Annotated in this window: 20 protein-coding genes; 12 read left to right on the forward strand and 8 right to left on the reverse strand. The window is 72.8% G+C overall.

The genetic code is table 11. The annotated features are described in order from the left end of the window. Positions 1 to 51: 51 nt before the first annotated feature. Positions 52 to 2,091, reverse strand: a complete 2,040-nt coding sequence (locus PV343_RS02545) for an RICIN domain-containing protein (protein ID WP_319145087.1) — start codon at positions 2,089 to 2,091, stop codon at positions 52 to 54. 402 nt (positions 2,092 to 2,493) lie between these two features. Between PV343_RS02545 and galU the strand changes: the two genes are divergently transcribed. Continuing rightward, positions 2,494 to 3,507, forward strand: a complete 1,014-nt coding sequence (galU, locus tag PV343_RS02550; protein WP_319145088.1) for a UTP--glucose-1-phosphate uridylyltransferase GalU — start codon at positions 2,494 to 2,496, stop codon at positions 3,505 to 3,507. Between the two features lie 87 nt (positions 3,508 to 3,594). On the opposite strand, the gene PV343_RS02555 is transcribed toward galU, so the two are convergent. Further along, the gene (locus tag PV343_RS02555) at positions 3,595 to 4,047 is read right to left on the reverse strand and encodes a DUF4442 domain-containing protein (protein WP_319145089.1); all 453 of its coding nucleotides are present in this window, start codon (positions 4,045 to 4,047) and stop codon (positions 3,595 to 3,597) included. 115 nt (positions 4,048 to 4,162) lie between these two features. On the opposite strand from PV343_RS02555, the gene PV343_RS02560 reads away from it, so the two are divergent. Next, entirely contained in the window at positions 4,163 to 5,203 is a 1,041-nt protein-coding gene (locus PV343_RS02560) for a hypothetical protein (protein ID WP_319145090.1), read from the forward strand. Between the two features lie 55 nt (positions 5,204 to 5,258). On the opposite strand, the gene PV343_RS02565 is transcribed toward PV343_RS02560, so the two are convergent. Next, positions 5,259 to 5,594 carry a hypothetical protein gene (locus PV343_RS02565; protein WP_319145091.1) on the reverse strand — a complete coding sequence of 112 codons (336 nt, stop codon included), beginning with the start codon at positions 5,592 to 5,594 and terminating at the stop codon, positions 5,259 to 5,261. Between the two features lie 392 nt (positions 5,595 to 5,986). Between PV343_RS02565 and PV343_RS02570 the strand changes: the two genes are divergently transcribed. Next, the gene (locus PV343_RS02570; RefSeq protein WP_387950612.1) at positions 5,987 to 6,379 is read left to right on the forward strand and encodes a cupin domain-containing protein; all 393 of its coding nucleotides are present in this window, start codon (positions 5,987 to 5,989) and stop codon (positions 6,377 to 6,379) included. A 48-nt stretch (positions 6,380 to 6,427) separates the two neighbouring features. Next, positions 6,428 to 7,156, forward strand: coding sequence for an SDR family oxidoreductase (locus PV343_RS02575; protein ID WP_319145093.1), 729 nt, complete (start codon positions 6,428 to 6,430; stop codon positions 7,154 to 7,156). A 164-nt stretch (positions 7,157 to 7,320) separates the two neighbouring features. Here the strand turns inward: PV343_RS02575 and PV343_RS02580 are convergent, their stop codons facing one another. From PV343_RS02580 to PV343_RS02590, 3 genes are all read right to left on the reverse strand, one after another. After that, complete coding sequence (locus tag PV343_RS02580; RefSeq protein WP_319145094.1) at positions 7,321 to 8,166, reverse strand: fused MFS/spermidine synthase; 846 nt, start codon at positions 8,164 to 8,166, stop codon at positions 7,321 to 7,323. A gap of 313 nt (positions 8,167 to 8,479) precedes the next feature. Beyond that, the gene (gene tuf / locus PV343_RS02585; RefSeq protein WP_319145095.1) at positions 8,480 to 9,664 is read right to left on the reverse strand and encodes an elongation factor Tu; all 1,185 of its coding nucleotides are present in this window, start codon (positions 9,662 to 9,664) and stop codon (positions 8,480 to 8,482) included. A 263-nt stretch (positions 9,665 to 9,927) separates the two neighbouring features. Beyond that, positions 9,928 to 10,650 (reverse strand): DNA alkylation repair protein, encoded by a 723-nt coding sequence (locus PV343_RS02590; protein ID WP_319145096.1) that lies wholly within the window; start codon positions 10,648 to 10,650, stop codon positions 9,928 to 9,930. A 274-nt stretch (positions 10,651 to 10,924) separates the two neighbouring features. On the opposite strand from PV343_RS02590, the gene PV343_RS02595 reads away from it, so the two are divergent. Then, positions 10,925 to 12,076 carry a glutathione-independent formaldehyde dehydrogenase gene (locus PV343_RS02595; RefSeq protein ID WP_319145097.1) on the forward strand — a complete coding sequence of 384 codons (1,152 nt, stop codon included), beginning with the start codon at positions 10,925 to 10,927 and terminating at the stop codon, positions 12,074 to 12,076. 90 nt (positions 12,077 to 12,166) lie between these two features. Further along, the gene (locus PV343_RS02600) at positions 12,167 to 12,946 is read left to right on the forward strand and encodes a TVP38/TMEM64 family protein (protein WP_319145098.1); all 780 of its coding nucleotides are present in this window, start codon (positions 12,167 to 12,169) and stop codon (positions 12,944 to 12,946) included. Between the two features lie 4 nt (positions 12,947 to 12,950). On the opposite strand, the gene PV343_RS02605 is transcribed toward PV343_RS02600, so the two are convergent. Then, the gene (locus tag PV343_RS02605; RefSeq protein WP_319145099.1) at positions 12,951 to 14,120 is read right to left on the reverse strand and encodes a thiolase family protein; all 1,170 of its coding nucleotides are present in this window, start codon (positions 14,118 to 14,120) and stop codon (positions 12,951 to 12,953) included. Positions 14,121 to 14,244: 124 nt separating this feature from the next. Here PV343_RS02605 and PV343_RS02610 point away from each other — a divergent pair, with 124 nt between their 5' ends. The 6 genes from PV343_RS02610 (at position 14,245) to lnt (ending at position 20,643) form a co-directional block, all read left to right on the forward strand. Beyond that, positions 14,245 to 14,715: a winged helix-turn-helix transcriptional regulator gene (locus tag PV343_RS02610; RefSeq protein ID WP_319145100.1), complete on the forward strand. Its 471-nt coding sequence runs from the start codon at positions 14,245 to 14,247 to the stop codon at positions 14,713 to 14,715. 171 nt (positions 14,716 to 14,886) lie between these two features. Next, on the forward strand, positions 14,887 to 15,762 hold the full coding sequence (locus PV343_RS02615) for an undecaprenyl-diphosphate phosphatase (protein WP_319145101.1): 876 nt from the start codon (positions 14,887 to 14,889) through the stop codon (positions 15,760 to 15,762). A 185-nt stretch (positions 15,763 to 15,947) separates the two neighbouring features. After that, a complete protein-coding gene (locus PV343_RS02620) occupies positions 15,948 to 16,127 on the forward strand; it encodes a hypothetical protein (RefSeq protein ID WP_319145102.1) in 180 nt (59 codons plus the stop codon). A gap of 151 nt (positions 16,128 to 16,278) precedes the next feature. After that, a complete protein-coding gene (locus PV343_RS02625; protein WP_319145103.1) occupies positions 16,279 to 18,348 on the forward strand; it encodes a restriction endonuclease in 2,070 nt (689 codons plus the stop codon). A gap of 155 nt (positions 18,349 to 18,503) precedes the next feature. Continuing rightward, positions 18,504 to 18,986: a nuclear transport factor 2 family protein gene (locus PV343_RS02630; RefSeq protein WP_319145104.1), complete on the forward strand. Its 483-nt coding sequence runs from the start codon at positions 18,504 to 18,506 to the stop codon at positions 18,984 to 18,986. Positions 18,987 to 19,068: 82 nt separating this feature from the next. Further along, positions 19,069 to 20,643 carry an apolipoprotein N-acyltransferase gene (gene lnt / locus PV343_RS02635; protein WP_319145105.1) on the forward strand — a complete coding sequence of 525 codons (1,575 nt, stop codon included), beginning with the start codon at positions 19,069 to 19,071 and terminating at the stop codon, positions 20,641 to 20,643. Here lnt and PV343_RS02640 read toward each other — a convergent pair. Next, positions 20,561 to 21,472 carry a Gfo/Idh/MocA family protein gene (locus tag PV343_RS02640; protein ID WP_319145106.1) on the reverse strand — a complete coding sequence of 304 codons (912 nt, stop codon included), beginning with the start codon at positions 21,470 to 21,472 and terminating at the stop codon, positions 20,561 to 20,563. The genes lnt and PV343_RS02640 overlap by 83 nt on opposite strands. Between the last annotated feature and the right edge of the window lie 69 nt (positions 21,473 to 21,541).

Genomic DNA, 21,541 nt, shown 5'->3' on the forward strand with positions numbered 1-21,541 from the left:
GCTCACACGGACATCGCCACCCGCCCGTATCCGGCCCGGGTCCTCGCGTCCTCAGCCGCGCGGCGGTGGCGAGCCCAACTCCGCGGGCACGGAGGCGAAGGCGCCGGAAAGCGTCGGCACGACGCCGCCCGCTCGGCTCCGTCCTGGCCCGGCGCCCGCCCGGCGGACGCGCACATGGCCACCAGCGCGCAGGATGTCACGTTCGCATGCCGACCCGAACCGCCGATGTCCGCGCTCGGACCCCTCGAACCGCTGGGTCCCCTCGGACCGTTGGGCCCCCTCCGTCCGCCGGGACGCCTCGTACCGCTCGGCCCGGATGCCTCGGGCCGATGGCCGCACACCCTTCACCACCCGCTCCACGCGGACGCCCCCGACCGGCTCCCCGGTCGGCGTCCCCTGGTCCGGCCGCCCGCCGCCGACCCGGTCCTCCGACCGTCCGGGCGACTGCTCGACGGCCTCCGGCGAAGGGGCGGACGGCCGCACACGCCCCCGCGTCCCGCCCGACGCCGGTGCGGCGGGTCGTACCCCCGCCACCGGCTCGGACTCCAGGATCCACCGCTGTCGGCCGGAGCCGTCGCGGGCCGCGAGCACCAAGCGCACCACTCCGGCGCCGCCCACCGGGACGAGCGCGGGACCGCCGGTCAGGCGCGGCAGAAGGCCACCGCGGACCGTCATCGTCCGGTCGTACGACACCTCTCCGGGGCGCAGGACGCAGGCGGACACCACGACGTCGCGCGTGCCGGTTCCGGCGGCCAGACAGAGTCCGGGGTCGGTGACGCTGCGCAGCAGCCCGTCGCCCTGGTAGGTCCACCTCTGCGACCGGGCGGACGAGCACCGTGCCGGACGGACGCCGGCATCCGGCTCGTTCCTGCCGGCGCGGACGTCGAGGCAGCGGCCGGAGTCGAGGCTGCGCAGCAGGCCGCGGGCGATCTCGACCGGTTGGCTCGCGGAAGCCTCGGACGGCCCGGCGGCGGCTGACCGCCCGCCCGTGACCTCGGGGGCGCCAGAGGCGCCAGGGGCATCAGGGGTGGGGGCGGCGGGAGAGCGGCCCGCCGGGGCGGCCCAGGTGGCGCCGGGCGACGGGGCACCGTTGTCGTCGGACCAGCTTCTGGCCACCAGCACGGTCGTGAGCAGCGCGAGCGCGGTGAGGCCGACGCCGAGCGCCAAGGCGGTACGCCGTCCCCCCTCGGGTGCCGTGCGGTGCCGGCCGCCGGCCCCCCGCCGTTCCGCTCGCGGTGGCGGCGCGGACTCCTGGGCGCCCCGGCCGGGACGGGAGTCGAGGTAGCGGCGGGCGCCCCAGCCGAGCACGGCCTCGGCGAGCAGGAGCCCCAACGGGCCCTCGAAGTGACCGAGTTGTTCGGCGGCCTGTCGGCAGTACCGACACTTCGTCAGATGTCGCTCCACATCGGGGTGCGCAGGGCCGCCGCGGAGAATGGACATCTCCAGAAGACGGTTGTGGAAACGGCATTCGGCCGAGGGCGCGAGTTCCCGATGGGCGCGTACACAACCCGCCCGGAATTGCTCGCGCGCCTGCTGGAGGGCGGCCGTGGCGGTGCCGGTGTCCAGCCCCGACAGAGCAGCGGGAATGTTTATGTGTTCCGCCTCGACCTCGGTATGCCACAGAAGGCATCGGGACGCGGCGGGCACTGCACGGAATGCGCGTTCGGCGAGCCGGCGCCTTTCGGATGTGGCGGGTGCCGTCGCGCGCAGGCCGCGGCCGCCGGTGGGTTTGCGCAATTCCGGTACGACCACGCAGGCGCCCTCGTCGGCGGCCCACGCGCGTACGGTGTCGCGGACGGCCACGAGCAGCCGTGGGCGCAGGGGGCCGTCGGCGGCCTCGTCCGCCGGCCGGCCGAGCACGCGGTGGAACGCGGCGGCGGCCACCAGGTGGGCGTTGGGCCCGGTCGCGGCCAGGCAGACGATCGCGTAGTCGCAGGTGGCGCGCCAGTGGCGGGCCAGCAGCAGGGCGACGGCGTGGTGCCGGCCGGCGGCCGGGCCGCTCAGCCGGGCGACCAGATCCCGGTCCGACTCACCCCGCGGTGAACCGGGGCGGGGCGGGAACGGTGGGTGTGGGGGGTGGGGGGACTGCACGGAGCACCATGTCCTTTCCATCCGCGGAACGGCTTCCGGAATGCCGTCCCGCGGGAATGCAGCGCCTGATTGGTGCGTACCAGAGGGGCCTGACCTCGCCGTTCGGTGCCGTACGGACCCGGCCTTTGCCTCCTCATGGAAGGGCTCACCCTGGCACAGGCTACTCACGGGAAACAAGGCGACCGAATGACCCGGCCTCAAATACCCGAGAACCGGCGTTGGTTACCAGCGGTATGCACACGCGAAGTGATGTGCCGGTCGCAGAACGGTCGACGGACGTGCACGGAAAGGCCGTTCGGTGCACGGAATCCGCCACTGTCCCCTCGGCCCCCGGCGTTCCTCCACAGCCGGTTCCCACGTTTCTCCCGGCGGGCTCTCATCCACGTGCCGCAGCATGACCGCATGATCGTTCCCCACGCCCCGGCGACCCCCGCCACCGCTCCCGCCCCTGCCCCCGCCTCCGTTCACTCCCCCGCCGGTGCCCGTCCGGTGCGCAAGGCGGTCGTCCCGGCCGCCGGGCTCGGCACCCGGTTCCTGCCCGCGACCAAGGCGACACCGAAGGAGATGCTTCCCGTCGTCGACAAGCCGGCCATCCAGTACGTCGTGGAGGAGGCCGCCGCGGCAGGGCTCGACGACATCCTGATGGTCACCGGCCGGCACAAGCGGGCCATCGAGGACCACTTCGACCACGCCTTCGAGCTGGAGCAGGCGCTGGCGGCCAAGGGCGACACCGTGCGCCTGGACGCCGTGCGCGATCCCGCACGGCTCGCCGACATCCATCACATCCGCCAGGGCGACCCGCTCGGGCTCGGGCACGCCGTGCTGTGCGCCCGCCACCACGTCGGGGACCAGCCGTTCGCCGTGCTGCTCGGGGACGATCTGATCGATCCGCGGGAGACCCTGCTCAGCCGCATGCTCGACGTCCGCGACCGGTACGCGGGCAGTGTGGTGGCGCTGATGGAGGTGGAACCCGAGCTGATCGGCCGCTACGGGTGCGCGGCGGTGGAACCCGCCGAGGACGGGGAGGACGGCGTCGTACGGGTCACCGGCCTGGTCGAGAAGCCGGCCGCCGGGCAGGCACCGAGCCACTACGCGGTCATCGGGCGCTACGTCCTCGACCCCGCGGTCTTCGGCGTCCTGGAGCGCACCCCGCCCGGGCGCGGCGGCGAGATCCAGCTCACCGACGCCCTCCAGGAGCTCGCCACCGCCGGCACGGTGCGCGGGGTCGTCTTCGACGGGCTGCGGTACGACACCGGTGACAAGGCCGACTACCTACGCACGGTGGTACGCCTGGCCTGCGCCCGCCCGGACCTCGGGCCCGAGTTCACGCGGTGGCTCAGGGAGTTCACGGCGGCCCTCGACGGCGACAGCGACAGCGACGGGATCACCGCGCGGGAAGGCCGGCGGGCCGCCTGAACGGGAGGCGCGGCACAGTGGAAAGGGGCCCGGCCGGGCCCCTTCGTCCTCCCCCGTGCGGGCCGGTACCGGGCCGCGGCCGCCCGCTCAGCCGTTGGGGCGCAGGGTCCACACGACGGTCATCTCGCCGGTGACGGCCCCGTCCGCGCGCCGGATCTCGATGGCCACGGGGAACTCGGGCCGCCGGCCCGCGTCCAGTTCGGCCACGACGTCGGCGGCCGGGCGGCCCAGCGTCGCGGTCGCCGTGACGGCGCCCATGGCGAGCTTCTTGTAGGCGATCTCGGCGCGCACGGCGAGCGGCACGGCGCGCGCGAGCTGGTCGCCGAACGCGGCCAGCACGATGGCGCCGCTGGCCGACTCGCCGAGCGTGAACATCGCGCCGGCGTGCGGGCCGCCCACGTGGTTGTGGTAGGCGTCCTGGTCCGGCAGGGACACCACGGCCCGGTCCGGGGAGGTCTCCAGGAACTCCAGGTTCAGCGTCCGGGCCATGGGCACGGTGGCGGCGAGCATGTCGCCGATGGACATCTGGTCTGCGCTCATGGCGCCATGTTACTCACGAGTAGCCGAGCCTGGCCAGAGCGGGGCCCGCTTCGCTGCAGCCCTGAAGAGGGCCGGTGACCGAATCGTTTCCGCGGCGCCGCTAGTGTGGGCGCCCATGTGGCCAGGACAGCAGCCGCCCGGGGGCGAGCAGAACCCGCAGCACAACCCGCAGCAGAACCCGTACCAGCAGCCGGGGTACCAGCAGCCGAATCCGTATCAGCAGCCCGGCTATCAGCAGCCCGGCCCCCAGCAGCCCGGTTACCAGCAGCCGGGTCCCTACGGCCAGCAGCAGCCGCAGTGGGGCGCGCCGACGCCCGCGGGCGCTCCCCAGCCCTCGCCGCCCGCCGGCGGTGGCGGTGGCGGGAACCGGACGAAGATCGTAGCGATCGTGGCGGCCGCGGCCGTGGTGGTGGCCGCGGGTGTGACCGGCTTCCTGGTCCTGGGCGGCAAGGACAAGAAGGACGAGGCCGACAAGCCGAGCAGCCCGGCTTCGTCGTCGGCCGACCCGAGCGCGTCCGCTTCCGACGACGACCCGCGCGGCGGGGACACGGACAAGCCGACGATCGCCGGCTGGAAGGTCGTGGTGAACCCCAAGTGGGGTGTCGCCTTCGACGTGCCGCCGGACTGGGAGGTGCAGGCCACCGGTCTCGCGGTCAACTTCGACTTCCCGAAGTCCGAGAAGGACAAGGGGATCACCATGTCGGGCCTGGCCGAGTACAGGTCCAAGTGGTGCACGTCCGACGACGACAAGGACGGCCGCACCGAGGACACCCCACTGGCGGTCGTGGGCACCAAGGGCGCGAGCGGCGCCAAGAACACGGACGAGATCGCGGTCAACACCGCGCCCTGGTGGGTGTACGGCGCCTACACCATGCCGGACAAGAAGAGCATCACGTGGGACAAGAAGGCCACGCCCTTCACGACCACTTCGGGGATCGAGGGCAGCTACGCCTGGGCCCGGTCGACCGACACCCCGCACAAGGGCAAGTGCGCCTCCGACGGGCAGTCGCTGACGTTCGGCTTCCAGAACTCGCTGCACAACTACGTGTCGTTCGACTTCTACGGGGCCACCGGAGTCAAGGGCGAGGTCTCCAAGGCGACCGTCCTGAAGGTGCTCGGCACGATCCGGCTGCACGGCACCCCGACGAACGACTGAGCCCGCCGGGCGTTCCGGCCCACCGCGGAAGCGGCGGGCCGGAACACCTGGTGCGTCAGGCCCTGCCGAGGTAGCCCCGGTAGATCCAGTGGCCGTACAGCGTGCTCTGGCCGTTGTCGGAGACCTGGCAGTTGGAGATGCACTCCCAAGTGCCGTGGCTGTTGTCGCACTCGTAGTGCGAGATCACGTGGTGCCCCTTCAGGGCGTGACCGATCACCTTGCCGCTCGGGGACGGCGTCTTGTGGATCGGAGCGTCCTTCTTGAGGACGTAGCGCGCGCCGACCTCCTGGCACCTGATCGTCGAGGCCGAGGCGGGCGTGGCGAGCACGGCCGGGACGGCCGAGCCCAGGAGCGCGGCCGCACTGACGAGGGCTGCGACATGCTTGCGCATGAAGGTCCTTTCTTCTCTTTTCAAGCAATTACGTCATCGCCATGACAAACCGTCATGAACATGACCTCGTCACCTTAGGAGGCCGCCCGGCCCCAGTCAAAAGCTCGCGCCTCGGCGCGAGTTGGTGGAGGGCGGCCGCGTGGCCGCCGGACCGGCCAGGACCGCTCAGAGAGGGCGAAGACCGGGTGCGGGGGCTCCCGGATTGTGGCGGCCGCCGACCGGAGGCAGGGTGGTGTCAAGACCGTTCGGGCGGAGCGGAACACCCACGCCCCGCCACGGACGCGGGCTGCGGCCCGCCCTCAGCACGCGCAGGGTCGTCCACGGCGAACCGGCCTACGGAGGTGTGGTACGTGTCGGAGAAGGACTCAGAGCAGGGCAGGCCCGAGGTCTCCTTGCCGCCTGAGGTCAAGTTGCTGCAGGAAGTCACCCCGCCCTTCTTTCCCGAAGGCGGTTCGGGCATGACCATCCTCGTCGACTGGCCTCCCGGTCACCCCGGGCTCCCTCCGCACCGCCACTCGGGCCCGTCGTTCGGCTACGTGATGGAGGGCGCGCTCCGGTTCGAACTCGAGGGCGAGCCTGAGCGTGTGGTCGAAGCCGGTGGGACGTTCTGGGAGCCGGGCGGTGACGTGATCCACTACCAGGACGGCAACGCGCTCCCTGACGCACCGACCAAGTTCCTGGTGACCATGCTGTGCGCGCCGGGCCGGCCGATGCTGACGTTGGTCGACGAGGAGGAACTGAAGGAACGGGCACACCTGCGCGCCCCACGCCCCTCCGAAAGCTGACCCGAGAGTCGACAGGTTCGCCCAGACAATCGTGAGGAAAGGCTCCCGATGAAGGTCGCAGTCATCGGCGGTACCGGGCTGATCGGATCTCAGGTCGTCACCGACCTCAGGGCCGCCGGGCACGAGGCGGTGCCCCACTCGAAGTCCACCGGCACCGACGTCATCAGCGGACGGGGACTGGACGACGCGCTGGGGGGTGCCGACGTCGTCGTCAACCTGACGAACTCCCCGACGTTCGACGAGGCCTCCCCGGCCTTCTTCCGGACCTCGATGGACAACCTCCTGGCCGCGGCGGACAGGAGCGGCGTCGGCCACTTCGTCATTCTCTCGATCGTCGGCGTGGACCAGGTGTCCGAGCTGGACTACTACAAGGCGAAGCTGCTCCAGGAGCAGATCCTCGCGGCCGGGCCGGTCCCCTACTCGATCGTCCGGGCGACGCAGTTCATGGACTTCATGGACGCCGTCCTGTCCTGGACCGCCGACGGCGACACCGTCCGGCTGCCCGCCACACCGATCCAGCCGATCGCCTCCAAGGACGTGGCCCGGGCGGTGGCGGAGGTCACCGCCGGCCCGCCGCTGAACGGCATCCGCAACATCGCCGGCCCCGAGGTCTTCACCCTGGACGAGCTGGGCCGCATCACCCTGTCGCACAAGGGTGACGACCGCACCGTCGTCACGGACCCCACCGCCGGCATGTTCGCCGCCGTCAAGGGTGACGTCCTCACCGACAAGAACGCCCACCTCGCCCCCACCCGCTACGCCGACTGGCTTTCCTGACCGGCTCGCGCCGAGCGGCGCGCGGGTTCACCGGCCGGGACGTACCGAGCGCCGTGCTGGAGCGCGTGGCCGCGGGCGACTCGTGGGACGAGCGGGAGAACGAGATGGACCCGGCCGCACTGAAGTCCCCGTACCAGGAACGCGGGTCAGTGGCACCGCTTCCCTCAGCCGATGCCGAAAGCGCCGTCGGGGGGCTCGGGTGAGGGTACGGCCTCGGCGTCCGCGACCGGCCGGGCCGTACCGATGAACTCCCTGAGCGCCGGGCCGTGTTCGACCCGGGCCGGGAAGACGTCGGCGGCCGTGCGCCGGGCCACGGCGGCCGTGTCGAGCGGCCGGTGCGAGGCGACCAGCACGGCGTTGCCGAACCGCCGGCCGCGCAGCACGCCCAGCTCGGCGATCAGCGCGAGGTGGTCGAACAGCGTCGCGAAGGCGGCCAGTTGGGAGCGCAGGAAGGCGAACGGCGCGGCGTCGGCGAGGTTGGCCAGATAGACCCCGCCGGGGCGCAGCACGCGCTCGGCCTCCCGGGCGTAGCCGAGCGAGGTGAGGTGGGCCGGGACGCGTGAGCCGCCGAAGACGTCGGCGATCAGCACGTCCGTCGAGTCGTCCGGGGCGGCCTCCAGCCAGGTCCGCGCGTCGGCGGCGTGCAGGACGACTCCCGAACCCTCCGGGAGCGGCAGGTGCTCCGTGACCAGTTCCAGCAGCCCCCGGTCGGCCTCGACCACGTCCTGCCGCGACCCCGGCCGGGTGGCGGCCAGGTAGCGGGGCAGGGTCAGCGCTCCCCCGCCGAGGTGCACCACGTCCAGCGGCCGCCCGTCCGCGGCGACGGTGTCGAGCACGTACCCGAGCCGCCGCGTGTACTCGAACTCCAGGTGCGCGGGCTCGTCGAGATCGACGTACGACTGCGGCGCCCCGTCCACGGTGAGCAGCCAGGCCCGCTCCCGGTCGACGTCCGGCATCAGCTTGGCAGTCCCGTGATCGATGCCCCGCGTCACAGGCATGGCTTCACTCACCCCTCCATTGTCCCCGGGGCCCCTGGCCGGGGGCCCGCGGGGCTACCGCTGGGCGGCGGCACCAGGAGACGGCGCACCGCCCACCCCCGACCACAGCGCGACGCGCGCCCGGTCCCGGGCGCCGCGAGGCGGGACACCGCCCGCCCCTGGAGGTCCGGCCCTTGCCGGCACGAGCGGAACGCGAGCCCGGCCTCCACGGCGGCGCGGGCCCCGGGGCCCGGTCCCGGCACCGCGCCGCAGGGCGCCGCGTCACCGGTCACGACCGGTCCGCGGCGCCCAGCGCCCCCGTAGCCCGCGCCCCCGTACCCTGGCCCTACCCCCCGACGCTCAGCACCGTCCCCGCCCCCACCGTCCTGCCGCCCTCGCGGATGGCGAAGCCGAGGCCGGGCTCAAGCGGGACCTCGCGGCCCAGTTCGACGGTCATCTCGATCGTCTGGCCGGGGCGGGCGACCGGCGCCGTGGTGAGTTCGATGTCGCCCACCACGTCCGCGGTGCGGATGTAGAACTGCGGCCGGTAGCCGGAGGCGACCGGTGTCGTGCGGCCGCCCTCCTTCCCGGACAGCAGGTAGACCCGGGCCGAGAAACGCCGGCTGGGCACCACGCTGCCCGGCGCCGCGACGACGTGCCCGCGCCGGACCGCGTCCCGCGGCACACCGCGCAGCAGCAGCGCCACGTTGTCCCCGGCCTGCGCCTCCGTCATCGGCTTGCCGAAGGTCTCCAGACCGGTGACCACGCTCTCCACGTCGGCGCCGAGCACCGCGACCCGGTCCCCCACGCGGAGCGTCCCGCGCTCGACGGCGCCCGTGACGACCGTGCCGCGGCCGGTGATGGTGAGCACGTTCTCCACCGGCAGCAGGAAGGGCGCGTCCAGGTACCGCTCGGGCATGGGCACGTAGGTGTCCACCGCGTCGAGCAGCGCCTCGATCGACGCCGTCCAGCGCGGGTCGCCCTCCAGGGCACGCAGCCCGGAGACCCGTACGACGGGCACGCTCTCCCCGGGGTAGCCCTGCGCGGTGAGCAGGTCGCGGACCTCCAGCTCGACCAGGTCGGCCAGGACGGCGTCCTCGCCGTCGTCGGCGGCGTCGGCCTTGTTGAGGGCGACGACGATGTGGTCGACGCCCACCTGCCGGGCGAGCAGCACGTGTTCGGCGGTCTGCGGCATGATCCCGTCGAGCGCGGAGACGACGAGGATCGCCCCGTCGAGCTGCGCGGCCCCGGTGACCATGTTCTTGACGTAGTCGGCGTGCCCGGGCATGTCGACGTGCGCGTAGTGCCGGGTGTCGGTCTCGTACTCGACGTGCGCGATGTTGATGGTGATGCCGCGGGCGGCCTCCTCCGGCGCCCGGTCGATGCGGTCGAACGGCACGAAGGTGCCGGTGCCGCGCGCGGCCAGGACCTTGGTGATGGCGGCGGTCAGGGTGGTCTTGCCGTGGTCGACGTGACCCATGGTGCCGATGTTCAGGTGCGGCTTGGTGCGTACGTAGGCCGTTTTGGACATGGCTGTACCTCGGAGCCTCTCCGGTCGTACGGGAATGCGGGACCCCGGGAACCGGCCGACCCTCCCCCTGCGGGGTCCGCCGGACGTTCCGGAGAGGGTCAGCTTCGGGCGCCGTCGACAGCGGCCACGAGGATCGGGACGGCAGCCTTCGGCGCATCCGCGACGGCGGATGCTGCGAGGAGGAAGGCGTACCGGAACATGTCGACGATCATCGCCGACGGCCCGCCCGGCGTCGAATGGTTTTCCGGGGACCGTGCCGCCCGTCAGGGGCCGATGTTCTTCAGCGCCTCGCGGACGGTCAGCGGGGCGAACCGGCCCCGTTCGCGGGCCAGGAACCCCCGCACGGCGCCGGGGTCGGTCTTGGCGTACTCACGCAGGGCCCAGCCGATGGCCTTGCGGACGAAGAAGTCCTGGTGCCCGGACTGGAGCAGGCAGTAGGCGAACAACCGCTCGGTGTCGGTGCCTTCCTTGTGGCGGAGCTGGTGCAGCAGGGCCGTGCGGACGGCCCAGAGGTCGTCGTCGGTGATCCAGACGTCCATCTCGGCCGCGAGCGCGGGATCGGCCGCGACCAGGGCGCCGACGACGTGCGCGGCGAGCAGGTCGACGGTGTCCCACCAGGGGACGGTGGTGACCAGGTGCCGGGCTACGGGCAGGAAGGCGGAGGAGCAGCGGGCCGCGTGCCGGCGCAGGTAGTCGACGGCGAAGTACTGGTACTCACGCTCGGGCAGCCGCCAGCAGCGCAGGGCGATCGCGGCGCAGTCGTCCTCGACGGGCCGTGGCGTGCCGGTCAGGACGGCGCGGGTCAGGGCCCGGCGGTCCGGGGTGGGGATGCCGAGGAACGGTGCCACGTCCTTCATGTACGCCCGCATCGCGCCGGCCCGCTCCGGATCGGCCGCCGCGGGGTAGGTGACGGTGAGGCGGTCCAGCACGGCGTCGGCGAGGGCGCTGCGCGGGACGTGCGGCGGGGCCGCGCCGGTGACGGTCATGCCATGAACCATACGGTCGGGAGAGGACCGGCAGACCGAAAATAATCGAACTGGTATTTGACTTGGTGAGGCGCCAAGCCTGCCCGGAACCCCTCGCGCGGGCCTCCGGGACGCGGGTTGCGCCCCCTCCCGTACGGGCGTTACCTGGAGGTACGGCGGTGAAGCGAGCGCATGGGGCCACGGCACGGTCCGAGGGCCCGCGCCCTCCCGTGCGCCCTCCGGCAGCGGCCCCCTCGCCGCCGTCGTCAAGCGCTCGACGCGGAGGTGACAGAAGGTGAAAGCCGTCGTCTACGAAGAGCCCTTCAGTGTGACGGTGAAGGATGTCCAGGATCCCCAGATCCAGCATCCCAACGATGTGCTCGTACGGGTCACGTCGACCGCGATATGCGGCTCGGACCTGCACATGTACGAAGGCCGCACGGCGGCCGAGTCGGGCATCGTCTTCGGACACGAGAACCTCGGCATCATCGAGGAGATCGGCAGCGGTGTGGCCTCCCTGTCCGTGGGTGACCGCGTCGTGATGCCCTTCAACGTCGCGTGCGGATTCTGCAAGAACTGTCTCGCCGGCAAGACCGGTTTCTGCCTGACGGTGAACCCCGGCTTCGCCGGTGGCGCCTACGGCTATGTGGCGATGGGCCCGTACAAGGGCGGCCAGGCGGAGCTGCTGCGGGTGCCGTTCGCCGACTTCAACTGCCTGAAGCTGCCGCCGGGCGACGAGTTCGAGACCGACTTCGTGCTGCTCGCCGACATCTTCCCGACCGGCTACCACGGTTGCGAACTCGCCCAGGTGTCCCCCGGCGAGAGCGTGGCCGTCTACGGTGCCGGGCCGGTGGGGCTGATGGCCGCCTACTCCGCGCTGGTGCGCGGCGCGGCGAAGGTCTTCTCCGTCGACCGCGTGCCCGAGCGGCTGGCGAAGGCCGAGGAGATCGGGGCCATCCCGATCGACTTCACCCAGGGCGACCCGGCGGAGCAGATCAAGGAACAGACGGGAGGCGAGGGGACCGACAAGGGCGTGGACGCCGTCGGCTACCAGGCCCAGGCGCACGACGCCAGCCACGAGGAACCCGCCGTCGTCCTCAACGCGCTCGTCATGACCGTGCGTCCCACGGGCATGCTGGGCGTGCCGGGGCTGTACGTGCCCTCCGACCCGGGCGGTCCCGACGAGCACGCCAAGCACGGCCAGCTGCTGGTCTCCATCGGCAAGATGTTCGAGAAGGGCCAGCAGATGGGCACCGGCCAGTGCAACGTCAAGCGGTACAACCGCCAGTTGCGCGACCTGATCATCGCCGGGCGGGCCAAGCCCAGCTTCGTGGTCTCCCACGAGCTGCCGCTCGACCAGGCGCCTCAGGCGTACGAGAAGTTCGACAAGCGGATCGAGGGCTACACCAAGGTCGTCCTGCACCCTGGTCACGCGCTCGCCGCGTGAGGTGACCGGCCGCCCCGCCAGCGCCGTGGCGGGGCGGCCGTGCGTCACACCTCACGGCGATCACACGCCCGCGTCGGTTACTGTCACCGGATGCTCGATGCCAACCGCTCTGGCACCGCCACGGCCTCTCCCCGGGCCGCCGCCACGGAGCTGACCGTCCCCACGGCCGTGTCCGTGCCGCCCGTGCGCCGCACGGGGTTCGCCGCCCGCTGCACGCGCGCGGCGCTGTCGCCGTACGCCCGGCTGTCGCTGCTGCTCGCCCTGCTCGGGGCCGCGGCGGGCTGCGTGCTGGCGTTCGAGCCGCAGCGGCTGCTGACGCACGGCTGGCCGCCGCAGCTCGGCGGGGCCGCGGCCGCGCTCGTGTTCGCTGCCGCGTACGGGCTGTGCACGGTGGCGTTCGTGCCGCGCCCGCTGCTCAACCTCGCGGCCGGCGCGCTGTTCGGGTCCCAGTGGGGTCTTGGCACGGCGCTGGCCGGCACGGTGCTCGGGGCCGGGGTGGCCTTCGGGCTCGGCCGGGTGCTGGGGCAGGACGCGCTGCGCCCGCTGCTGCGGGGCCGCTGGCTGAAGGCGGCCGACGGGCAGCTGAGCCGGCACGGGTTCCGTTCGATGCTGGCGGCGCGGCTGTTCCCGGGCGTGCCGTTCTGGGCGGCCAACTACTGCGCCGCCGTCTCCAGGATGGGCTGGCTGCCGTTCCTGCTGGCCACGGCGCTCGGCTCGATCCCCAACACGGCCGCCTACGCGGTGGCCGGCGCCCGCGCCTCGGCGCCGACCTCGCCCGCCTTCCTGATCGCGATGGCCGCCATAGCCGTACCCGCGCTGGTGGGATCGGTGGTGGCCTGGCGCAAGCGCCACCACCTGCGGGCCCGCTGAACCGTCAGACACCCTCCAGGATCATCGCGTTGGCGAGGCCGCCCGCCTCGCACATGGTCTGCAGGGCGTAGCGGGCGCCGCGCTCGCGCATGGCGTGGACCAGGGTGGTGGTCAGCCGGGTGCCGCTGGCGCCGAGCGGGTGGCCGAGGGCGATGGCGCCGCCGTGCACGTTGACCCGGGCGAGATCGGCGCCGGTCTCCTGCTGCCAGGCGAGGACCACGCTCGCGAAGGCCTCGTTGACCTCGAAGAGGTCGATGTCGCCCAGGGACAGACCGGCCCGGCGCAGCACCTTCTCGGTGGCCGGGACGACACCGGTGAGCATGAGCAGCGGGTCGGAGCCGGTGACCGCGAAGCTGTGCAGCCGGGCGAGGGGGCGCAGGCCGAGCCGGGCCGCCGTCTCGCTCGAGGTGATCAGCACGGCGGAGGCGCCGTCGTTCACCGGGCTCGCGTTGCCGGCGGTGACGTTCCACTCGATCTGTGGGAAGCGCTCGGCGAAGCCGGGGTCGTGGTACGCGGGCCGGAGTCCGGCCAGGATCTCCGGGGTGCTGCCGGGGCGTACGCACTCGTCCCGGGTGACGCCGTCCAGCGGCGCGACCTCGGCGTCGAACAGGCCGGTCTCCCACGCGGCCGCGGCCTTGCGGTGCGAGGAGACCGCGAACTCGTCCATCCGCGCGCGCGTGAGCGACCACTTCGCCGCGATCAGTTCGGCGCTGATGCCCTGCGGGACCAGGCCCTCCGGGTAGCGCTCGGCGACGCCCGGGCCGAACGGGTCCTTGCCCTCGGGCACGTTGGACCACATCGGCACCCGGCTCATCGACTCCACGCCGCACGCGACGACCAGGTCGTACGCGCCCGAGATGACGCCCTGCGCGGCGAAGTGCACGGCCTGCTGGGAGGAGCCGCACTGGCGGTCGACGGTGGTCGCCGGGACCGTCTCGGGGAAACCGGCCGCGAGGACGGCGTACCGGGTGGTGTTCATGGCCTGCTCGCCGACCTGGTCGACGGTTCCGCCGATGACGTCGTCGATGAGCGCCGGGTCGACGCCGGAGCGCTCGACCAGGGCACGCAGCGTGTGGGCGAGGAGCTGCACGGGGTGGACGTGGGCGAGGGAGCCGTTCGGCCTGCCCTTGCCGATGGGGGTGCGTACGGCTTCGACGATGACTGCGTCGCGCATGGTGCGGGCCTCCTTGGCCGCCGACAGAACCGCTCCGGTCGGCACGATTACCAGTGAGTAGGGAATCTGGACTCACCATAGCTCGGTGAGTTGGAAAATCAAACCCTCCCCTAGACTGGACCGCATGGCCGCCCCGAAAGACCCGCGCCCCTGCTCCATCGCCGACGCCCTCGCCCTGGTCGGCGAGAAGTACTCCCTGCTCGTCCTGCGGGAGGTCTGCCTCGGCAACGGCCGCTTCGACCAGCTGGTGCGCAACATCGGCGCCCCGCGCGACGTCCTGGCCGCCCGGCTGCGCCGGCTCGTCGGGGCGGGCATCCTCACCAAGCGCGTCTACAGCGAGCGCCCGGAGCGCTTCGAGTACCGGCCCACCCAGGCGGGCCTCGAACTGGAGCCGGTCCTGATGACCCTCAAGGAGTGGGGCGACCGCCACCTGCGCCAGGGCACCGACCTGCCCATGGTCGTCGAGCACGTCTGCGGCCACGAACTGGTCCCGCAGGTCACCTGCTCCGCCTGCGGCGCCCCGGTGCGCCACGAGGACCTGACGGCCCGTCCGCAGGCGCCGGGCTGGACGGTGGCGGGCCCCACGGCGGCCTGAGACGGGCCTGAGGCCGGCCCGAGGCACGGGCCGGCGCGGCGCGTCCGACGGACCGGCGGGAGGCGTCCGGGACCGCCCAACCCCTGTGTGCGCGCCGCACGCGGAGCCCGCTACGCTGCACAGGTCATTTGATCATCCTTTTACCTCTCCGCACTTGGACGCCATCCCTCCATGTCTTGGTTTGAATCCCTCGTCCTCGGGCTCGTCCAGGGGCTGACCGAGTTCCTGCCCGTCTCCTCCAGCGCGCACCTGCGGCTCACGGCGGCGTTCTCGGGGTGGGAGGATCCCGGCGCGGCCTTCACGGCGATCACGCAGATAGGCACCGAGGCCGCCGTCCTCATCTACTTCCGCAAGGACATCGGGCGGATCGTCTCGGCCTGGTTCAGGTCGCTGTTCGACAAGGCGATGCGGCAGGACCACGACGCGCAGATGGGCTGGCTGGTGATCGTCGGCTCGATCCCGATCGGCGTGCTGGGCGTGACGCTCAAGGACCAGATCGAGGGGCCGTTCCGTGATCTGCGGGTCACGGCGACGATGCTCGTGGTCGTCGGCGTGGTCATCGGCATCGCCGACCGGCTGGCCTCGCGCGACGAGAACGGCGGCCGGCACCGGGCGCCCAAGCAGCGCAAGACGCTGGAGAACCTGGGCGTCAGGGACGGCCTGATCTTCGGCCTCTGCCAGGCGTGCGCCCTCGTCCCGGGTGTCTCCCGCTCCGGCGCGACGATCAGCGGCGGCCTGTTCATGGGTTACCGGCGTGAGGCGGCGGCCCGTTACTCCTTCCTGCTCGCCGTTCCGGCCGTCCTCGCGTCCGGCGTCTTCGAGGTGAGGGACTCGGTGGGCGGCGGGGACGTGGCGTGGGGCCCGACCCTGTTCGCCACGGGCATCGCCTTCGCGTCGGGATACGCGGTGATCGCCTGGTTCATGAAGTGGATCTCCCACAAGAGCTTCATGCCGTTCGTCTGGTATCGCGTCGCCCTCGGCATCGTCATCATCGCGCTGGTGACGGCGGGCGTCCTCAGCCCGCACGCGGCCGAGTCGGCGAGCTGACGCCGCCCGAACACCCCTTCCGCATCCCCGTTTCGGACATCTGCTGCCCAGCAATGCTGACGGGCATATGCCTCCTGGGCTGGCACGACTCCCACCGCGCGCCCCTCACGGCGGTGACCAACCCCATACGTTCTGCGTAGCGACGCGGTAGCGCAGTGTCAGTGCTTGCCCCTAGGCTTGTCCGCATGTCCCCCGATTCCCTCCTCCCTGGTTCGGTGCGGTCGGCCGCCGAGGTGAACGAACAGATCCGGGCGCTGTGGCTGCGCGCGGGTGGCACCCTGTCGGCCCAGGAACGCGCGGAGTACGAGCTGTTGGTGGTCGAGTGGGCCGAGGCGATCCGCGCGGCGGTCATCGAGGCGGCCTGACTCCACGGACCCGTAGAGCACTTCGCCCGGCAGGATCTCTCGCCGGGATCTCCTGCCGGGCGATTCATGACATGGCCATCACTGGCTAGAGTTGTCGGGTCAAAACTGGTTGTGGGGACAACCGGCGCGCCGCGGGGAGGGCATCCAACGCATGAGTCGTCGTTCTGGTGGCATGGTCGGCGTCTGGGCTGAGATGCAGAGGCAGCAGCAGCGCCAGGTGGAGGCCGACGCCAGACGACGCAGACAAGAGGCGCAGCAGGCACGTGCCTACGAACGGCGGGCCGCCCAGAGTCACCGCGAGTACATGCAGGCGGAGGCGCTGCGCCGCACGGAGGAACTGGACGCGCAGGTCTCGGCGTTGCAGGGCCTCCTCGCCTCGGGCTGCCGTGCACCCGCCTTCCGGGCGTCCTCCCTCATGCGCCCCGAGGAGGTCCAGCCGTTCGCACCGGGACCGCTGGCGCAGCCCGTGCCCATGCCGAACGTCGAGCACTACCAGGCGCAGGGCGGCTGGACCGCCGGCCGCCGGGGCCAGGCGCAGGCCGAGGCCCGCGCGCGCTTCGAGCACGACTGGTACGCGGCCCAGGCGGCGGAGACGCGGCGGCAGCAGCAACTGGCCGCCTACCAGCGCGAGTACCAGCAGTGGGCCGACGCCCAGCTGGCCGAGGTGCGCCGGCACAACGCCTCCATCGGTGAGCTGACCGAGGGGGTGCGGCGCCGCGACCCGGACGCCGTGGTCGAGTACTTCACCGCCGCCCTGTACGCGTCGACCGCGTGGCCGGAGGGCTTCCCGCGCCAGGTGGCGGCGGCCTACGACGCGGCGGCCGGAGAGCTGGTGCTGGACTGGGAGCTGCCCGCCTTCGACGTCGTCCCCGAGGCCAAGTCCGTGCGCTACGTGTACGGGGTGGACCAGCACAAGGAGACGGCCCGGCCGGTGACCCAGCGCCGGGCCCTGTACCGGGAGGTCCTCGCCCAGTGCCTGCTGCTCGTGCTGCACGAGCTCTTCGCCGCAGACGAACCGGGCGCGCTGGAGTCGGTGACCGTGAACGGGTTCGTGGACGGGCACGACCCGACGACGGGCCGCCCCGACCACATCGTCCTGGCGACCGTGATGGCCCCGCGCTCCATGTTCCGCGGACTGCACCTGGCCCAGGTGGACGCCTGCAGCTGCCTGGCCGACGCACTGCACGGGCAGCTCTCGGCCCGTCCCGACCAGCTCACGCCGGTACGGCCGAACCGCCGTCCGCAGCAGGTCGGGAACCGCGTCGTCGCGCACGGCGGCGACGAGGAGCCCGACCTGTACGAGATGGACCCGATCGACTTCGAGAACCTCGTCGCCGAGCTCTTCCGGGCCATGGGCATGCAGGCCGTCACCACCCAGCGCTCGAACGACGGCGGGGTGGACGTCGACGCGCTCGATCCCGCACCGATCCGGGGCGGCAAGATCGTCGTCCAGGTGAAGCGCTACCGCAACACCGTGCCGCCCACCGCCGTGCGCGACCTGTACGGGACCGTGCAGGACGCCGGCGCCAACAAGGGCGTCCTGGTGACGACGTCGCGGTTCGGCCCCGGCTCGCACACCTTCGCCAACGGCAAGCCGCTGGAACTGATCTCGGGGCCGGAACTCGTCGACCTGTTGCACCGCCACGGGCTCCGTGGCCGCCTCGGTGAGGGCGCCCGCCGCTCCGGGGCGCGGACCCCGGCGCGGGCCGCCGCGGTGCCGGACCCCCGGCTGCCCGACGACTACAACGTCCTCGGCATGTCGTGGACGGGAAGCGTCGCCCTGGACGTGTGCGCCCTCGTCTGCCGCGGGAACCGGGTCCTCAGCGACGAGCACTTCGTCTTCTACAACAACCCCCGCACCCCGGACGGCAGTGTGCGCGCCCTGCCCGCCCGCGCCCCCGACAAGGCCGCGATCTGCGTCTCCTTCGACGCGCTGCCGGACGAGGCCGACCGCTTCGTCCTCGTGGCGGCCATCGACCCCGAGGCCGATCCGGACGCCGACCTCGCCGGCTTCACGGACGCGTGCATCCGGCTCCTCGACCCCGGGCTGAACGAACTCGGCACCCTCGCGGTCTCCGACGGCCGGCCCCAGGAGACCGCCCTGGTGCTCGGCTCCTTCCGGCGCCGGACGAACGGCGACTGGGACTTCGTCCTCGGCGGCAAGGGCTACCCGGGCGGCCTGGAGGAACTCGTCAACGACTACGGCATCGAGGTGGAGTAGCCCGCCGGAGCGGCCCGCGGGCGCCCGGTCCGGACGCCCCGGCGGCCCGGACGGGGTCCTGAACGGCTGCTTGACGGCCGGGACGGCCGCACCCGCACCACCCGATGTCCGGCGGCCCTCTTGGCACCCGGGCCCCGGTGGCCAACACTGTGCCGATGACGCAGCGCATGGAGCTCGCCACCGTGATGGACCGGCTGGCCGTGGACGAGTTGGTCACCGAGTACGCGGTGGCCGTGGACGACGGGGACTGGGCGGCGTACCGAGAGCTGTTCACGGCGGACGGGCGGGCCGACTACCGGTCCGCCGGCGGCATCGAGGGGGAGGCCGGCCAGGTGGCCGGATGGCTCGCGGGGAGCCTGGAGCTGTTCGCGATGCGGCAGCACCTGATCGTCAACCGGCACGTGCGGTTCGGGATTCTGGAGCACGACACCGGGGACACGGCCCGGGTACGTGCCGACTACCTCAACCCGATGCGGTTCGCCGGTGACGGCGGCTCCGGCGCGCCCGACCTGGTGTGCGGCGGCCGGTACGCGTTCGGGCTGCTGCGCACCGCGGAGGGCTGGCGGCTGCGGGAGGTCGTGGTGGAGGAGAGGTGGCGCCGGATGCCGGAGCGCGGCCCGGCGACCGTGCCCGAGTGAGCCCCCGGCCGCCCCCGGCGCCCTCTGTCGGAGATCGCTCCCGGCGCGCACACTGAAGACAGCGCTGGGTAGGGAGACCTCCATGAGGACGATCGACCGCTGGCTCACCTCCCCGTGGCGGCGCTCGTGCGCCGTCGCCGTCGCGGGCGCCCTGCCCGTGCTCGCGTTCCCCGCGCCGTCGCTGTGGTGGTTCGCGTACGTGGCGCTGGTCCCCTGGATCCTGCTGGCGCGCTCGGCGCCGACCGGGCGGCGGGCGGCGTACGACGGCTGGTGCGGCGGCTTCGGCTACATGATCGCCGTGCACCACTGGCTGCTGCCCAGCCTGCACGTGTTCATCTTCCTGATCGCCGGGCTGCTGAGCGTGCTGTGGATGCCCTGGGGATGGCTGACCCGCCGGTATCTCGGCGGCACGCCGGCGCCGGGGCGTGCCGCGGCCGCGCTGCTGGTGCTGCCGTCGGCGTGGCTGGCGGTGGAGCTGGTCCGCTCCTGGCAGGGCCTCGGCGGGCCCTGGGGCATGCTCGGCTCCAGCCAGTGGCAGGTGGGCCCGGCGCTGCGGCTGGCCTCGGTGGGCGGGGTGTGGCTGCTCAGCTTCCTGGTGGTGGCGGTGAACGTCACGGTCGCGGTGCTGGTGTCGGTGCGGGAGGCCCGGGTGCCCGCCGTGGCCTCCCTGGTCGCCACGGCGGCGGCCACCTCGGCAGCCTGGGCGTGGGCGCCGCGCCCGGACATCGACGGCGGGGTGCGGATCGCCGTCGTGCAGCCGGGCGTCGTGGACGGGCACGCCAGCAGCGAGAAGCGGTTCGACCGCGAGGAGCGGCTGACCCGGCGGCTGGCCGGGCAGGGCGTCGACCTGGTGGTCTGGGGCGAGTCCAGCGTCGGCTTCGACCTGGGACAGCGGCCCGACCTGGCCCGGCGGATCGCCGCGCTGTCCCGGGAGACCGGCGCCGACCTGCTGGTCAACGTGGACGCCCGGCGGGCCGACCGGCCCGGCATCTACAAGAGCTCGGTGCTCGTCGGCCCGAACGGCCCGACCGGCCAGCGCTACGACAAGATGCGGCTGATCCCGTTCGGCGAGTACATACCGGCCCGCTCCGTGCTGGGCTGGGCCACCTCGGTCGGCAGGGCGGCGGGCGAGGACCGGCGGCGCGGCACCGAGCAGGTCGTGATGCACGTCGGGCACGGGCTGCGGGTCGGTCCGCTGGTGTGCTTCGAGACCGCGTTCCCCGACATGAGCCGCCATCTCGCCGAGGACGGCGCCGACGTGCTCCTGGGCCAGTCCTCCACCTCGACCTTCCAGCACAGCTGGGCCCCCGAGCAGCACGCGTCGCTGGCCGCGCTGCGCGCCGCCGAGACCGGCCGTCCGATGGTGCACGCGACCCTGACCGGCGTGTCCGCCGTCTACGGCCCGGACGGCCGGCGCCTCGGCCCGTGGCTCGGCACCGGCGCGAGCACCGCCCGTGTGTACGACGTCCCGCTAGCGCACGGCATCACGCCCTACGTCCGCTACGGCGACTGGCCCGTGCACGGCGCGCTGCTGGTGCTGACCGCGCTGGGCGCGACCGAGGGGATCCGGGCGCTCAGGCAGCGCCGGGGCGGTCCAGAACCGCTCGTACCACCCGCTCGCACAGCTCATGGGTCGCCAGCGCGTCCCGGGCGCTGAGCACCTTGCCCGCGCGGACGGCGTCGAGGAAGGCGAGGACCGCCTGCTCGATGCCGCGCTGGCGGGCCACGGGCACCCAGTCGCCGCGCCGGCGCAGCGTCGGCTGCCCCTTGTGGTCGACGACCTCGGCGAGGTTGAGCACCTGGCGCTTGGTGTCCTGCCCGGAGACCTCCAGGATCTCCTCGGCGGAACCGCTGAGCCGGTTCATGACGCCGAGCGCGGTGAAGCCGTCCCCGGCGAGCTGGAGCACGACGTGGTGCAGCAGGCCGCCCTCGGTGCGGGCGCGCACGGTGACGTCGTCGACGGGGCCCGGCACCAGGAACCGCAGGGTGTCGACGACGTGGATGAAGTCGTCGAGGATCATCGAGCGGGGCTCCTCGGGCAGCCCGACCCGGTTCTTCTGCATGAGGATCAGCTCGCGCGGGTGCTCCAGGCACTGTGTGTAGCCGGGGGCGTGGCGGCGGTTGAAGCCGACGAAGAGGGTCACCCCGCGCTCCTCGGCGAGGGTCACCAGGCGCTCGGATTCGGCGAGTTCGTAGGCGAGCGGCTTGTCGACGTACGTGGGTACGCCCGCCTCCAGCAGTTGCGTGACGATGTCCGGGTGGACGGCGGTGGGCGCGTGCACGAAGGCGGCGTCGAGGCCGGTGTCCAGCAGCGCGTCCAGGCTCGTGTGCCGCTGCCCGGCGGGCAGGTGCAGCGCGTCCGCGACCCGCTCCAGCGTGGCGGGCGTCCGGGTCTGGAGGTGCAGCTCGATCCCCGGCTGGGTGGCCAGCACCGGCAGGTAGGCCTTCTGCGCGATGTCCCCGAGTCCGATGCAGCCGACCTTCACGTGCTCTCCCCTGCCGCTCGCGTGCGCGTACTACGTACTCCCCCGGCAGCATACGGGGGCCGCCGGCCG

Source organism: Streptomyces sp. WI03-4A (genome assembly GCF_033792105.1).
Taxonomy (GTDB): domain Bacteria; phylum Actinomycetota; class Actinomycetes; order Streptomycetales; family Streptomycetaceae; genus Streptomyces; species Streptomyces collinus_A.